Below are 13,562 nucleotides of genomic sequence, written 5' to 3' on the forward strand. Positions count from 1 at the left end.
TATAACGCTATTAATGTGATCGAGATCGTTTGGTCAGGTAGTCGAAATCTCTATGATGCTGTTTTAGACGCAAAGGCATATTCACCATGAGTACATTGATCGCCATTTCTATCACCACCGCCATACTTTCTGGTATTTGGGGCTGGGTAGCTGTCTCACTTGGCTTACTTGCATGGGCAGGTTTTCTTGGCTGTACCAGTTACTTCGCCACCCCTCACGAAGGTTATAAAGGTTTATTGATAAGCCTTATCACCAATTTATCAGGCGTATTTTGGGCAATGATGATCATCCAAGGTTCTAGCTTTGTGTCTAATGAAGTTCTTGGTTATGTAATTACAGGTGTAGTGACATTGTTCATGTGCCTGCAAGCCCATAAAACCTTACTTTCCTTTATCCCAGGGACATTTATTGGCTCTTGCGCGACATTTGCAGCCGGTGGCGATTGGCAGATTGTGATTCCGTCTTTGATTCTTGGTGGTGTGTTTGGCTACACTATGAAAGCGACAGGTCTTTGGTTACATGAACGCGCAAACCAACCTAAAGCCATCAATCAAGATTCTCAGGTCTCTGAAATAAAATAAGCGTTATCAAAAAAATTGAAACACCCCCGATATTCGTTTTCGAATTTGAAGACCGGCCTCATGACTGAGGCCTTTTTTCTATCTAGGTGTTGCCATTTGCCAGTGTTACTACGCGTTTTAGTGTCCAGCGAAGTAGTTTAGGAATACACTGAGTGCCTTTGTCTTCGCAGTGAGAGACAATCGCAAGAGCAAGATCGGGTTTTGCAAACTTCTTCAGCACTTTCGCCACGACTTTTTTCGGTGGGATTGGGTGATCAGAAGGGATTTTGACCATCTCTCTAAAGAAGGGCTCAAAGCCATTGTTATATAGATAGTGCTCAATATCTCTATCGGGCAGTTCAGTGAGGCGATGACGTTCATGCTCGCCATCTAAACGCGCTCTCACTGACGCGGCATATTTTTTACCGGCGGGATCGCCGTCGGTGACTACGTGCCAATCAATACCAAAGGCTTTGGCTACTTTAATTAATGATTTAAGCCCGGATTGAGCAAATTCAATAATTTGTACCCCTTCGGCGGCAAGGTTGTAGCCACATTGATTGGCAAGCTCATTGAATAGCCAAACTTCGGTTTCGCCTTCGACCAATAACCAGCAACGGGCGTACAGTGCACCTGAGCGATGAAAACGAATGTGAAAACCGACTTTTCTCAGCTCATCTTTGGATAAACCTTGTAGCGCTAAGCTAGTGCATACGGTTTTATCTGATTGACGAACAAGGCGGCGAATACTGTGAAGCGGTACCTGAGCAAGTAAATCACCACTGTTGGTGGTGAGAATTTTTTGCATGGGTAATAGTTGTAGTAAACCCCAAGCTCTTGCTAGGTGGGTAGGGTGTAAACGGCCTTCAGGATCTTCAATGATCAATAGCGGGCGAGCGCAGCGACGAAGTTTGTTTGGGCCTCTTGCTTGTAAATACGCATTAAGCAGCCCCATAAACAACAGCCGCGTTTGTTTACTGTTGGTTTGCTCTACAAACTCTGAAATGCTTAAACCTGTTGCGTTGTGACCACTATAAAAGATGCCGTCTCTTTGCTTGCGTAGATTGCTACGCGTATAAGGCTTAAAGGAGAAGTAGTGATCCACCAGCATGTTCATTGAGTTCAGACTACTGCGCATTTCACCTTTATTAACGTGGCCGGGCACAGCCATCAAACGGCGACAGGTATTGTTGATACGCTTTTCAATGCGTTCATTTTTATCGCCATTTGAATGGATAGGCCGTTCGAAGCGGCGCGAGTCTTTGAGCCGTAATACAGGATGTAATGACATCAGTTCTTGCGCCAGTTTCTCGGTGTGATGCAGAGGGAGTGGGTTACCCTGCATATCCAAAAAATCGTAGTCGGTTTTAATTTCGTATTGATCTCGACTAGCACTTAAGCGATAGATGATGCGCTTGATGTTTTGGTCGTCCGTCACCCATATCGGTTTGATCTTTCGGTAACGACCGGATCGAATTTCGTTCTTTTCGTTAGAAATGAGCGTAAGAATAATTTGTAGGTCTTGAGATTGTGGATGAGAAATCGAGTAATCGACGTGGAAATCGGCCATTTCGAATTGGTAGGGAATCCCTTCTGCTGGCAGCGCAACAGAAAGCGCATCAAGCAGCGAAGATTTACCCCAAGTGTTTTCACCTATTAACGTAGTGAGTTGGTCAAAAGACAGTGATAGGCGTTTAATTCCGCGAAAGCCCGCGATTTCAATGCGTTCTAATTGCATAAGCTCACCCAACTTAACCAGTACATTATTAAGAATAAAAGAAAAACTCAGTATTGGCAGGCATTTAGCTCACAATACGGTGAATTATCAAAAATAAAAGCCCTAAATTTCAAAGAGATGGCATCCATTACGCAGACCGAAAAGCAAGTTTTTATAAAAAGTAATGAATCTGTCACACAGATTGAGGTAGGATTGCGGTGAAAAGAGAGATACTTATGACAGAAAGAAAAAATAAAGCCACGCGAATCAAATTGGCACATATCAACGACACCCATTCTTACTTTGAACCAACGTCCCTACAGTTAAGCTTGCCGAGCGGCACAGGAATAGAAACCCCATTTGTCAGTGCTGGTGGTTTTGCTCGTATCGCGACGCGCGCGAAAGAGCTAAAACAACTAGCAGAGCAAAACGATCAAGGCTTCGTGTTTTTACATGCTGGTGATTGCTTCCAAGGCACACTCTACTTCTCCTTATTTAAAGGCGAAGCGAACTCAACTATGCTCAACCAACTTGGTTTAGATGCCATGGCAGTGGGCAATCACGAGCTGGATATGGGCAATCTGCCCGTCGCTCAATTTGCCAAACAGATAGATTTTCCGCTATTGGCGGGCAATTGGGATTTATCCCAAGAGTGCGAGGATAAACCTGAGCGCTTAAGTGGTAATCCAAATGTATTCTCATACCGTCCTTACAGCCAATCCGCGCAATGGATAGTGAAACATGTTGGTGATGAGCCAATCGCTATTTTCTCCCTTGCGTTGGATAAGATGGCAGACATTTCCAACCCAGATGCCGACACGCCATTTGTTAGCGCGATCGAAACCGCGCGAAACACTGTGAGTGAAATTCACCGAGCGGGCATCAACAAGATCATCTTACTTAGCCATATGGGTTACGACACCGATTTGGATTTTGCCAATCATGTGGATGGCATCTCCATTATTGTGGGTGGTCACAGCCATGTGTTGCAAGGAGATTTCAGTCAACTTGGGCTAGGGGAATCTGATCCTTACGGGGTCAAGGTCAACCAAACTTATGTGGTTCAAGCGGGCTATCACGCACTTGCCCTTGGTCACTGTGATATTGAGTTTGACGCTCAAGGAATGGTGACGCACTTTAGCGGTAAAAACGAGCTTTTGATTGGCCGTCGTTTATTCATTGATACCAGTCGTAGTCAATCTTGGCAGCAGCAAGATTACCAAGCGTTGCGTGCTCAAATTGAGAACCACCCGAACGTGAAAGTGTGTCATAAAGACAATCAAATTCAGAAATTGCTGCAAGAGCGCTATCAAAGCCGAGTTCGCGTACTACAACAAACCATATTAGCCACCGCGAGCAGCAAACTGCGCCATATCCGTGTACCCGATGAGCAAGGTGGTAGTCAGATTGCGCCGTTGGTGAGTCAATCATTTCAACATGCGATGAATGCTAAAGGCTATAACATCGATTTTGCCATTCATAATGCCGGCGGAGTAAGGACATCAATAAACCCTGGGCCAATTTCAGTGGCCGATATTGCCGGAAAAGTGTTGCCGTTTGCAGTGCCCATTGGTGTGTATCAAATAAAAGGTCAGTTCATTCGAGAGACGTTAGAAGGCGCAATCAATAACGCTTTGAGTAACGGCGTGAAGGGCACGGGCGATGGCTCATACCCCTACACGGCGAATCTAAGGTTCAGTTATGAGGCCGATGCCCCTATGGGAGAACGTATTAAATCGTTAGAGATTTATCGTGAAAACCAAGGCTGGCAGCCGATAGACGAGCAACAAACCTACACGGGCACGTCTTCTGCCTACACTATGAAAGGTAAAGAGGGTTACGAAGCAATACTCAATATGCAGGGCGAAGGTGAGGTGACAACGCTCTCGATGGCGGACTGTTTTATTGAGTATTTGAAAGAGAAACCTCAGATTTTAGACAGTGATGCCGTTGCCTATCGAGGCTAGTGGTTAAAATTTCAACGCAATGGCACGCCTTATGCATTAAATATTCTGTCATGGGATCCTTAATAGTGCATAAGGAGTCATTATGTGGAGTAAAGACTGGGTCGATGTGGCAGTTGTAGTCAGTTGGGTCTGCGTTTGGACCTCATTGGTATACTTTATCCCTGCCGGTGGTTTTTAAATTCAACCACCTAACGTAAAGGAGCAATTTTTATTGCTCCTTTTTGATTTTATTTATAGACGAATGGATAAAGTAGGCGTACTATCCGCAGCGTTTGGGGAGTAGTCGCCTCTGGTTTACTTATCGTCATCTCGTTAGGCATCGCCTTTCCGGTAAGTATAAGCGTTCAGCGCTTCGACGAGACCAACGTAATCAAATCTTTATGCGGAATATATCCGTGTAAGGTTGTTTGTTTGCGGTAGGGATCGTAACCAATACTAGCTCTCGATCCCTCCGTTATTTGGAGGAAACATGACCCCATCTACATACTTAGGTTTCGGCCTACTGACTCTCATCCTCGTCGCTCTAGATATTTGGCAAACTCGTGGTGGCAAAATCACCATTAAGAAAGCTGCAATATGGAGTGTATTTTGGTTTGTGTTGGCATTCTTCTTTGCCGCATCTATCTACTTCTTCTGGGATTTTTACGCGCCAGGAAGTGACTACACTGCAGAAAAAGCTACCGTATCGTTTGTGACCGGTTATCTACTAGAGAAGTCACTCAGTGTGGACAACCTATTTGTGTTTGCAATCATCTTCCACCAATACGCAGTTCCTGAGCATTTGCGTCCTCGTGCGCTGCTTTGGGGTGTCATTGGCGCGCTAGTGTTACGTGCAATTATGATTGCAGTAGGCGCGCAGTTGCTTGCTCAGTACCACTGGGTGCTATACGTGTTCGCACTATTCCTAATTTGGACTGGTATTCAGCTTGCACGCGACAAAGGTGATGAAGAAGTGAACCCATTACCAGAGAAACTGATCCGTCGCTTTGCAAATGTGACTGATGATTTCCGTGGCAATGCGCTGACTGTGATTGAAAATGGTAAACGCGTCGTTACGCCTATGATGATCGTAATCGGTGTTATCGCATTTATGGATGTGATGTTTGCTTTAGACTCAATTCCAGCGATTTTCGCAGTAACACGTGAACCGTTCTTAGTGTTAGCAGCAAACGTATTTGCGTTGTTGGGCTTACGTTCTTTGTACTTTGTACTGCAAGGTATGATGGATAAGTTTATCTACCTAAAACCAGCGCTGTCTTTCATCATGGTCTTTATCGGTATTAAGATGATGCTTGTCGGCTCAGCATGGGAGATCCCAACACCGGTATCACTACTTGTGTTGCTAGTCACCATGACAGTTGCGGTTATTGCTTCAGTAATGAAACAAAAGCAGCAACAGCAAGCGAGATTGCAATAACCAACGTAATCTCAAGTAATTAATAATGCGAGCAGTGCGATATTTATTACACGTTTGAATGTAAAAATATCGTTAAATTGAAATGCATCAACGAGCCGGCAATGACTAAAATTACTCTTAAGTTGGATATTTAGTCGTCTAAATGGTTTGTTGATGCATAATTGCAAATAGGGTGTGTTATCGATTTGTTTCATAAGAATAACTAATCCGAAAGTAGAAGATTTGTCATTTTTTACTCGCGAAAAAAGTGACTAGAATTTCTACATCAAATCAAGTTACCCGAATTTATAGAGAGGCTGATATGGCGCAAGTAATGCACGTTGATACCATGATTAACCCAAGCTCTATGGAAAAGAGAACCTACTCGGTTAGCTTCAAAGGATTGATAGCACACTTACTAGACATTTTGTTTACTGATAACTCTGAGCGCCTATACAGCGCAAACGACCTATCAGGTCACATGCAAAAAGATATCGGTTTATACCGCTAGTAGAAAGAATTGTTTAAAACGCCAGCATCCGCTGGCGTTTTTTTTTGCTAAAAAATCTAATCCACTTAACCACTTATGAAACGAGATGTAAAAATAACGGAATTTATGCGAGGAATACAAAATAGTGTTCTATTCTTACTAATGATGCTAAGTGCTTGGTTGCATAAAAAATAAACGTCATTGCTAGGTAAGGAAACGATTTATGAGTGATATGGAATACGATTATCCCGCCAACTACAACCTCATCTCAATTACAGACCCCTCCAGTTATATTAAATATGCCAGTGCCCATTTCAGTGAAGTGGCCGGATATGAAGACGGCGAGTTAGTCGGTCAGCCTCACAATGTCGTGCGCCATCGAGATATGCCCAAACAAGCATTTAAAGATTTATGGTCACACCTACAATCGGGTCATCATTGGATGGGGATGGTAAAAAACCAACGTAAAGGTGGTGGTTACTATTGGGTAGATGCATTCGCTTCGCCGATTAAGCTCAATGGTGAAATTGTCGAATATCAATCAGTGCGTTTTAAACCGGAACGAGTTTTTGTTGACCGTGCAGAAAAAGCGTACACCAAGATGCGTGGGGGCGGTAAACCTTTGACCATGTATCTACCACGAACTCGCCTTTGGATGCGTTGCTCAATGAGCATTGCAGCTGCTTTTGGTGTATCAGCAAGCCTATTGCAAATCGGACAGTCACCGCTCGTTAGCTTAGGTGCAATGGCGGCGTTATCAATAAGTGCCGTGTATTTGCTTACCCGTCCATTAGAGAAAATTGCTCAGATGGCGCGCAAAGACTTCAATAACCCATTAATGGAATATATTTATTGTGGCCGTATCAACGATCTTGCGGAAATTGAGTTAGGAATGAAAATGCGTAAGCAATACGCAAATGCATTGTTAGGCCGTGTCGGTATCTCAGTGATGGATTCTTGTAATGCCACCCGAACCAATGCTGATTCAGCCGCCGATAATAGCGAGCGTGTGACTCAAAACCTAAGTGAGCAGAAAATCGAGATTGATGTTGTCGCAACTTCAGTCAATGAGATGCAAGCGGCTTCAACTGAGATTTCTCAAAACGCACAAGCCACTGCTGACGCGACACTAAAAGCGCAAAACACCATGACCGATAGCCGAGGCGTTATTGATGGCGTAAATACCTCTGTGCTTGAGCTAGTCAATGAACTGAAAGAGATTTCACAAACGGTTACTGACCTTAACCAACAGACCGAACAAATCGGCTCAGTGGTCGAGGTGATTAACGACATTGCAGAGCAAACTAACTTGTTAGCCCTAAATGCAGCAATAGAAGCCGCAAGGGCAGGAGAGCAAGGTCGAGGGTTTGCCGTGGTCGCGGACGAAGTGAGAACCTTAGCGCAGCGCACGCAAGAATCAACCACAGAGATTCAATCTGCCATCGAGAGCATTCAATCGGGAAGTAACTCGGCGGTGAAAGCGCTGAAAAAAGGCAATGATCAATCCGCCAGTACAGTAGAGCTGCTGAGCAAAGCACAAGAGAGTATTGTATTGCTTGAAGAGCTTGTGCAAGACGTGGTGGATAGAAACCAACAAATAGCGGTAGCGATTGAAGAACAAGTGCATGTATCGGATGAGATTAACGAGAATATCCAATCAATCAACCTTAAGTATGCAGATTCCTACGAGCTGATGACGCAAACCAACGATATGAATGCTAAAGTGCAAGACAGCACCAATGAGCTGACGGAAGTGATACAAAAAATCGCTTAAACAAGTTAGCGCGTTGACAAGCGCTAGATAAAACAAAAGCACCATAAAGGTGCTTTTGTTATGAGTGAGAATTACTTCTTACGACAGTATTCTGCAATCACGTACATAGATTGGCCGCCGTTTGCTTTACCTGAAACAAGCTTAGGATCGTCGCCAATGCTGATGCCACGGATAACCGTGCCTTGTTTGATTACTTGGTTAGTGCCTTTAACTGGTAGGTCCTTGATCACCGTTACGTCGTCACCTTTTTTAAGTTCAACGCCGTTGCAATCGAATGGTTTGTCGTCAGCCGACATACCTTGCATTGCCCAAGTTTTGGTTTCTTCTTCCATGTACATCATATCTAGCGCGTCTTGTGCCCAGCTTTCAGCGTTTAGGCGAGTAAGTTGGCGCCATGCTGCTACTTGTACAGGTACAACTTGGCTCCACATGCTGTCGTTTAGACAACGCCAGTGGTTGATGTCTTGTGGGTCATCAATTTCACCCATGCATTTGTCACATACCATGATGCCGTGATCCACCGTCACGTGGCTGTGTGGTGGCACAGCGTATGCCGATAGAGGTGCTTCACTAGCACATAATTCACATTTAGATTCACAGCGTTGTAGCATTGTTGCTTCAATAGACATAATGGACTCACATATAGTCAGGGGTTAATAAACGGGGCTATTATCCACTTTATCCATGGAAAAGAAAGGGGGATGCGGTAAAGCAAAGGATTAACTTGTGCAAACTGACATTTCACTGATATTTGTGCCGTTATCAATAACAAAACTAAACCTCATCAATAACTTATTTGAGTGACCGTGTAACATAATGTCACCCGCTATTTACCTTGTTAGAGCTTAGCGGCATAATCGGTTAGTTTTTTATAGCAATTTAATAGGTTGATAGATTGGAACTATTATCAATAGAGTTTCTAGGTAAGCCTCTTCGCTTAGAAGGTTCGATGGCTGGATGGCAACAATTGTTTTGGGATAACCAAATCGTCTCACAGTTAAATGCGGATTCCGAACGAGGTAAAAACAGCCAACATCAGTTCATGTTGACCAATGGCGAGCGCGAACTGCAATGCCAGCTAGATTGTGAACTCGGGTGGCAACCTTTTGAATTTCGCTATCGCGCAATGGTGGATGGCCAATTAGTTACCGAAGGTGAGCGAAGCACCAAAGATATTGAGCAGCAAACCCCATATACGCCGCCGCCAGCCGAGAAACGTTTTAGTTTAATTGGTCTTGTATCACTAGGTATGAAAGCGCTGAAAAGCGCGAAAATGATCAAAGTGATCTTCGCTTCTGCAAGTCTTGCAGCGTATTCGTGGCTATTTTCATTCCAATTTGCTTTGGCATTGATTGCTTGTTTGGTGGTGCATGAATATGGCCATGTAAAAGCAATGAAATACTTTGGTATGAAAACCAAGGGGATTTACCTTGTACCATTTTTAGGTGGTTTGGCGCTAAGCGATGAGAAGATAAACACCCGTTGGCAGGATGTGGTGATCTCCATCATGGGGCCAATGTTTGGTTTTGTGCTGTCTGTTATTTTAGTTGGTGTGTATTGGATTACGGGTGAAGTGTTCTTTGCCGGGCTTGCCGCGTTTAATGCGTTTCTGAATCTATTTAACTTATTGCCAATCTTGCCTTTAGATGGCGGGCACATACTCAAAAGCATCAGCTTCTCAATGAACTCACTCGCTGGCTTAGTGTTATGTACTGCGGCTGCTGCGGGCGGTGTTTTTCTAAGTTACTGGCTAGGCTTAACGTTGCTGGGTTTCTTATTGATCATGGGAATGCTTGAAGTGGTGCTCGAGTGGCGTTATCGACATTCAAGCCATCTATTACCACTGGATCGTTATGGCCAGTGTGTTGCAGCCGTTTGGTATGTGGCTTTGGTCGCGGGACTAATCTCAATCATTTGGTACTTTGCTTCAACCGGTGACACCATGCTGTCACTGCCGATGCAAATCTTAGGGACATAAAAATAGGGAGCGAATGGCTCCCTATTTACTTTCTACTGCGCCAGTTAAGTCTCTATATCTTACAGTTCGGGCGCTGCGTGGCGTAATTAGGTAAACGCTGCATCGTTTGCTGAAGGTCGGATATGCGTGTGCTGTGTGATGGGTGAGTAGACAGTAGCTCCGGTGGCTGCTTGCCGCCGCTCGCTTTCGCCATGTTATACCATAGGTTGACACTTTCACGTGGGTCAAAACCTGCTTTTGCCATTAGCTCTAGGCCGACAATATCCGCTTCTGATTCTTGAGTTCGACCATAAGGCATCAATACTCCGTATTGCACACCTAAACCAAGGGCAGCCATAGTTGCATTTCGATACTGCGCGTAGTCTGATGCACCAAGTGCGGCGCTGGTAATCTGTAAACCAGCATTAGCCAGTTGGGATTGAGATAAGCGTTCATTACTATGATCAGCAAGAACGTGAGCAATTTCGTGGCCGATCACCGTTGCCAGTTGGTCTTGGTTTTCTGCGACATCTAATAATCCGGTGTACACACCGATTTTACCGCCCGGAAGAGCAAAGGCATTCACTTGCTTACTATCGAATACGACGACTTCCCACTCTTGAAATGAACCTTGTACCGGGACATAACGAGTGATGGCACCGGCAACACATTGAACGTAGTTATTGAGCTTCTTGTCGCTGCTGATCTTCTGTTGTTGCTTCATTTGCTCAAAAGATTGCGCGCCTAAACTGCTCATATCATTATCTGAAAAGAGCAAAATTTGGTTTCTACCGGTTGGTGAGGCTGTACACGCCGTTAGGCCAATCGTTAAGGCAAGAGTTGAGTACTTAAACCACGACATATTACGTTCCATATAAACTAGCTATTTCTTAATTATAACATTAGGTTAAACTGATAGTCTGCCAACCTCAATAGCTAGACGTGATGAGTGACTCATCATTCATTGATGTCTCGGCTTTCTCTACGTAGGAACAGTATGAGTATCTGGAAACGTGAAATAGATTTACAGCGCTTAAATCAAACCTCTAAAAATACCCTCATCGATCATCTACAGATCGAATACTCCAAAGTGGGTGACGATTATATTCAAGCCACGATGCCGGTTTGTCACTTTACTCATCAACCGTTAGGTATGTTGCACGGCGGGGCATCTGTGGTGCTGGCTGAAACTTTAGGTTCGGTAGCCGCAAACTTTTGTGTCACAGAAGAGAGTTACTGTGTTGGCTTAGACATTAACGCCAATCATGTCAGAGCGATGCGCAGTGGTATGGTAATTGGTACCGCCAAGCCCATCCATTTAGGTGTGTCTACCCAAGTGTGGCAAATCAATATTACCGATGAACGTGAGCGTTTAGTGTGTACTAGCCGTTTAACAATTGCAGTAAAACAGCATAAGAAGAGTCAGAACTAATTATGGTGATTGAGTTTTCAAGTGGCAAGATTATCGCCACCGCCCATGAAATTGTCGTACGACTTAAGGGCGAAGCCATGGTCACTCTTCAAGCACAAACCGATGCGATTCAATTGATAGGCCGCGGCGCTAATGTCATTAACGTTAACGGCAGCGAGTGCAAATGGTCTGTGAAATTAGATAACCAACAGCAAATCGATGAATTAGCGTCACAAATTGGTATTGCGGTTGAGTAACCGCTTGATCTGACGTTTTTAAATGGGGGAAAATAACTGCATATCCAATATAGTTTGAGATTTCCCCTTTATGAGTAGCCCTCGTCTTCGCGTCCAGTTTGAAACCTTGTTTGAGCACTATGATGGTGTTGATTGTGGAGTTCAGCTTGAAGAGATTACAGACATCCTTTGCTGTACTCGACGCAATGCCCGAATCGTTCTAAATAAAATGGAAGAGGAAGGCTGGCTAGAGTGGCATCCTGCTCCGGGTCGCGGCAAGCTCTCTCAGCTCAATTTTAAACGAACTCGTGCAGATGTGAGTGAAACCCTCGCAAGACGCTATCTTGAAGAAGGGAAGATAAGCCAAGCGCTTAAAGTGCTCGATCAAGATGCCGCTAAACTTGCGCAAGTGGTTGAAAGCTACCTTGGCGTACAGCATCAAGAAGGGGAGCAAGTTGTTCGCTTGCCATACTATCGCCCGCTCTCAATGCTCAATCCACGCAAATACATTCGTCGTTCAGAGCAGCATATTGCGAGACAAGTGTTCAGTGGCCTAACCAAGCTTGACGAGCAAGAAGTGTTGCAGCCCGACTTATCCCACAGTTGGGAGATGCTTTCGCCTCGTCACTGGCGATTTTACCTAAGACCGGCTGTTCGATTCCACAATGGCGATTTACTCACTACAGAAGCGGTGGCGGAAAGCATTAATTTGCTAAAGAGTCGAAAGCTGTTTAGTCATATAGAACAAGCCGAAGTTCATCAGAAGAACGTACTCGATGTTCATCTTTCTCAAGATGATTACAAACTCGCGCTGCTGCTTACCGAAGCCTGCGCAAAAATCATGTTACCTATGTCAGCCCGCACTGAAGAGTATGACCAGTTTCCTATCGGAACCGGGCCTTATAAAGTGGTGCAAAATGATGAAAAACGTCTGGTGTTAAAAGCATTCGATGGCTACTTCGGTTTTCGTCCTTTAATCGACAGTGTAGAAGTGTGGGTTATTAATGCTTTGCACTCGTCAATTGTGTTTCCTAGCCTTGCAAAACCTATGTCACGCACCGGCAGCACAATGAATGATGAAGTGGAACTAGATCCTGGGTGTACTTATTTACTTCTCAATCGGAAACAAGGCTTAGCTAAGCAGGATGATTGGGCGCGCTATTTCAGTCAGCGATTGTCCTCGCTTAATGTATTTCAGCAGTTACCGCAAGATAAGGTTGTTGAGCTTGGTGCGTTACCCGCACATGGCTTAAAGCCCGGTTGGTATCATCACTCTCGTCAAAATCACTACACGCCGCCACCAAGCTATCGGACGGTGACCATTGCCTATCATAGTATGCATCCGATGTTCCCAACTTTGGTCAAGTGTCTTGAAGCGCTATTAAAGCAAGACAATTTGGATGTTGAGCTGATCACCTATGATTTGGAAATGCCAGACACCTCGAAAGTCGATATTTGGATTAAGCCGATGGGGCTTGGCCATAATAGAGATGATGCATTAGCCGGTTGGCTATTGGATTACAGCGATATAGATACGATGAGCCAAGAGTCTGACTTTAGTGAATGGGGTGACGTTGTCACCCAATGGCGTCAATCCGAATCAACCCCCTTCGCCGCACAAGCGCTTGGGAAGCTATTAGCCGATAAGATGCAGTTAATCCCTATGTTTCACTGCTGGCTAGGGGTAAGTAAAGACCAATGTGGTGCACTACAGAACGCGAAATGTAATGCATTAGGTTGGTTCGATTTTAGTGAAGTTTGGGTTAAGCCAATGGAAGAGAATCAGAGTTAATTTATGGCCAAACCCAACAAAAAGCAGCCCAGTAAAACCGTTAACATTTATTGCGCAAAATGTCGTTTTCACCTGTTTAAATACCGAAAGGGAGGAAAAGGCGCTTTGATTAAGTGTTTTAAGGAGAGAATAGTGGAGGATTTTACTCAAACTCCCTGTATTTGTCCCGGTTGCGAATCTGAATTTGCGCGAGATACTCTGGTTCGTGGTACGCCAGCATATAAGTTTATAGGCGGCAAAGTGACGATGAAGTGATACGTTT

The 13,562-nt window shown here is 44.5% G+C and carries 13 protein-coding genes; 10 read left to right on the forward strand and 3 right to left on the reverse strand.

Annotated elements, in window-relative coordinates; all coding sequences use genetic code 11:
* The first annotated feature begins 86 nt into the window (after positions 1 to 86).
* Positions 87 to 581, forward strand: a complete 495-nt coding sequence (locus tag MU515_RS17610) for a DUF1097 domain-containing protein (RefSeq protein WP_260261696.1) — start codon at positions 87 to 89, stop codon at positions 579 to 581.
* Positions 582 to 663: 82 nt separating this feature from the next.
* On the opposite strand, the gene MU515_RS17615 is transcribed toward MU515_RS17610, so the two are convergent.
* Positions 664 to 2,298 carry an ATP-dependent endonuclease gene (locus MU515_RS17615; RefSeq protein ID WP_260261697.1) on the reverse strand — a complete coding sequence of 545 codons (1,635 nt, stop codon included), beginning with the start codon at positions 2,296 to 2,298 and terminating at the stop codon, positions 664 to 666.
* Between the two features lie 215 nt (positions 2,299 to 2,513).
* Between MU515_RS17615 and MU515_RS17620 the strand changes: the two genes are divergently transcribed.
* From MU515_RS17620 to MU515_RS17635, 4 genes are all read left to right on the forward strand, one after another.
* Positions 2,514 to 4,244 (forward strand): bifunctional metallophosphatase/5'-nucleotidase, encoded by a 1,731-nt coding sequence (locus MU515_RS17620; RefSeq protein WP_260261698.1) that lies wholly within the window; start codon positions 2,514 to 2,516, stop codon positions 4,242 to 4,244.
* Positions 4,245 to 4,713: 469 nt separating this feature from the next.
* Positions 4,714 to 5,661: a TerC/Alx family metal homeostasis membrane protein gene (locus tag MU515_RS17625; RefSeq protein ID WP_260261699.1), complete on the forward strand. Its 948-nt coding sequence runs from the start codon at positions 4,714 to 4,716 to the stop codon at positions 5,659 to 5,661.
* 301 nt (positions 5,662 to 5,962) lie between these two features.
* Positions 5,963 to 6,151, forward strand: a complete 189-nt coding sequence (locus MU515_RS17630; RefSeq protein ID WP_260261700.1) for a hypothetical protein — start codon at positions 5,963 to 5,965, stop codon at positions 6,149 to 6,151.
* A 202-nt stretch (positions 6,152 to 6,353) separates the two neighbouring features.
* Positions 6,354 to 7,904 carry a methyl-accepting chemotaxis protein gene (locus MU515_RS17635; RefSeq protein WP_260261701.1) on the forward strand — a complete coding sequence of 517 codons (1,551 nt, stop codon included), beginning with the start codon at positions 6,354 to 6,356 and terminating at the stop codon, positions 7,902 to 7,904.
* Positions 7,905 to 7,975: 71 nt separating this feature from the next.
* On the opposite strand, the gene MU515_RS17640 is transcribed toward MU515_RS17635, so the two are convergent.
* Positions 7,976 to 8,533, reverse strand: coding sequence for an alkylphosphonate utilization protein (locus tag MU515_RS17640; protein WP_260261702.1), 558 nt, complete (start codon positions 8,531 to 8,533; stop codon positions 7,976 to 7,978).
* 266 nt (positions 8,534 to 8,799) lie between these two features.
* Between MU515_RS17640 and MU515_RS17645 the strand changes: the two genes are divergently transcribed.
* Positions 8,800 to 9,882, forward strand: coding sequence for a site-2 protease family protein (locus MU515_RS17645; protein ID WP_260261703.1), 1,083 nt, complete (start codon positions 8,800 to 8,802; stop codon positions 9,880 to 9,882).
* 52 nt (positions 9,883 to 9,934) lie between these two features.
* Here MU515_RS17645 and MU515_RS17650 read toward each other — a convergent pair whose 3' ends face one another.
* Positions 9,935 to 10,723 (reverse strand): M48 family metallopeptidase, encoded by a 789-nt coding sequence (locus tag MU515_RS17650; RefSeq protein WP_260261704.1) that lies wholly within the window; start codon positions 10,721 to 10,723, stop codon positions 9,935 to 9,937.
* A gap of 135 nt (positions 10,724 to 10,858) precedes the next feature.
* Here MU515_RS17650 and MU515_RS17655 point away from each other — a divergent pair, with 135 nt between their 5' ends.
* The 4 genes from MU515_RS17655 (at position 10,859) to MU515_RS17670 (ending at position 13,555) form a co-directional block, all read left to right on the forward strand.
* Positions 10,859 to 11,293 carry a hotdog fold thioesterase gene (locus tag MU515_RS17655; protein WP_260261705.1) on the forward strand — a complete coding sequence of 145 codons (435 nt, stop codon included), beginning with the start codon at positions 10,859 to 10,861 and terminating at the stop codon, positions 11,291 to 11,293.
* Positions 11,294 to 11,295: 2 nt separating this feature from the next.
* Positions 11,296 to 11,529 (forward strand): DUF3389 domain-containing protein, encoded by a 234-nt coding sequence (locus MU515_RS17660; protein WP_260261706.1) that lies wholly within the window; start codon positions 11,296 to 11,298, stop codon positions 11,527 to 11,529.
* A 70-nt stretch (positions 11,530 to 11,599) separates the two neighbouring features.
* On the forward strand, positions 11,600 to 13,300 hold the full coding sequence (locus MU515_RS17665; protein WP_260261707.1) for an SgrR family transcriptional regulator: 1,701 nt from the start codon (positions 11,600 to 11,602) through the stop codon (positions 13,298 to 13,300).
* A 3-nt stretch (positions 13,301 to 13,303) separates the two neighbouring features.
* On the forward strand, positions 13,304 to 13,555 hold the full coding sequence (locus MU515_RS17670) for a hypothetical protein (protein WP_260261708.1): 252 nt from the start codon (positions 13,304 to 13,306) through the stop codon (positions 13,553 to 13,555).
* Positions 13,556 to 13,562 lie beyond the last annotated feature (7 nt).

It is taken from the genome of Vibrio intestinalis, from assembly GCF_025195085.2.
Lineage (GTDB): Bacteria > Pseudomonadota > Gammaproteobacteria > Enterobacterales > Vibrionaceae > Vibrio > Vibrio intestinalis.

Coding starts and splice junctions, on each gene's coding strand:
- MU515_RS17615 (WP_260261697.1), bottom strand. CDS start 2,298: ATGCAATTAGAACGCATTGAAATCGCGGGCTTTCGCGGAATTAAACGC.
- MU515_RS17660 (WP_260261706.1), top strand. CDS start 11,296: ATGGTGATTGAGTTTTCAAGTGGCAAGATTATCGCCACCGCCCATGAA.
- MU515_RS17630 (WP_260261700.1), top strand. CDS start 5,963: ATGGCGCAAGTAATGCACGTTGATACCATGATTAACCCAAGCTCTATG.
- MU515_RS17665 (WP_260261707.1), top strand. CDS start 11,600: ATGAGTAGCCCTCGTCTTCGCGTCCAGTTTGAAACCTTGTTTGAGCAC.
- MU515_RS17610 (WP_260261696.1), top strand. CDS start 87: ATGAGTACATTGATCGCCATTTCTATCACCACCGCCATACTTTCTGGT.
- MU515_RS17670 (WP_260261708.1), top strand. CDS start 13,304: ATGGCCAAACCCAACAAAAAGCAGCCCAGTAAAACCGTTAACATTTAT.
- MU515_RS17650 (WP_260261704.1), bottom strand. CDS start 10,723: ATGTCGTGGTTTAAGTACTCAACTCTTGCCTTAACGATTGGCCTAACG.
- MU515_RS17625 (WP_260261699.1), top strand. CDS start 4,714: ATGACCCCATCTACATACTTAGGTTTCGGCCTACTGACTCTCATCCTC.
- MU515_RS17635 (WP_260261701.1), top strand. CDS start 6,354: ATGAGTGATATGGAATACGATTATCCCGCCAACTACAACCTCATCTCA.
- MU515_RS17620 (WP_260261698.1), top strand. CDS start 2,514: ATGACAGAAAGAAAAAATAAAGCCACGCGAATCAAATTGGCACATATC.
- MU515_RS17640 (WP_260261702.1), bottom strand. CDS start 8,533: ATGTCTATTGAAGCAACAATGCTACAACGCTGTGAATCTAAATGTGAA.
- MU515_RS17655 (WP_260261705.1), top strand. CDS start 10,859: ATGAGTATCTGGAAACGTGAAATAGATTTACAGCGCTTAAATCAAACC.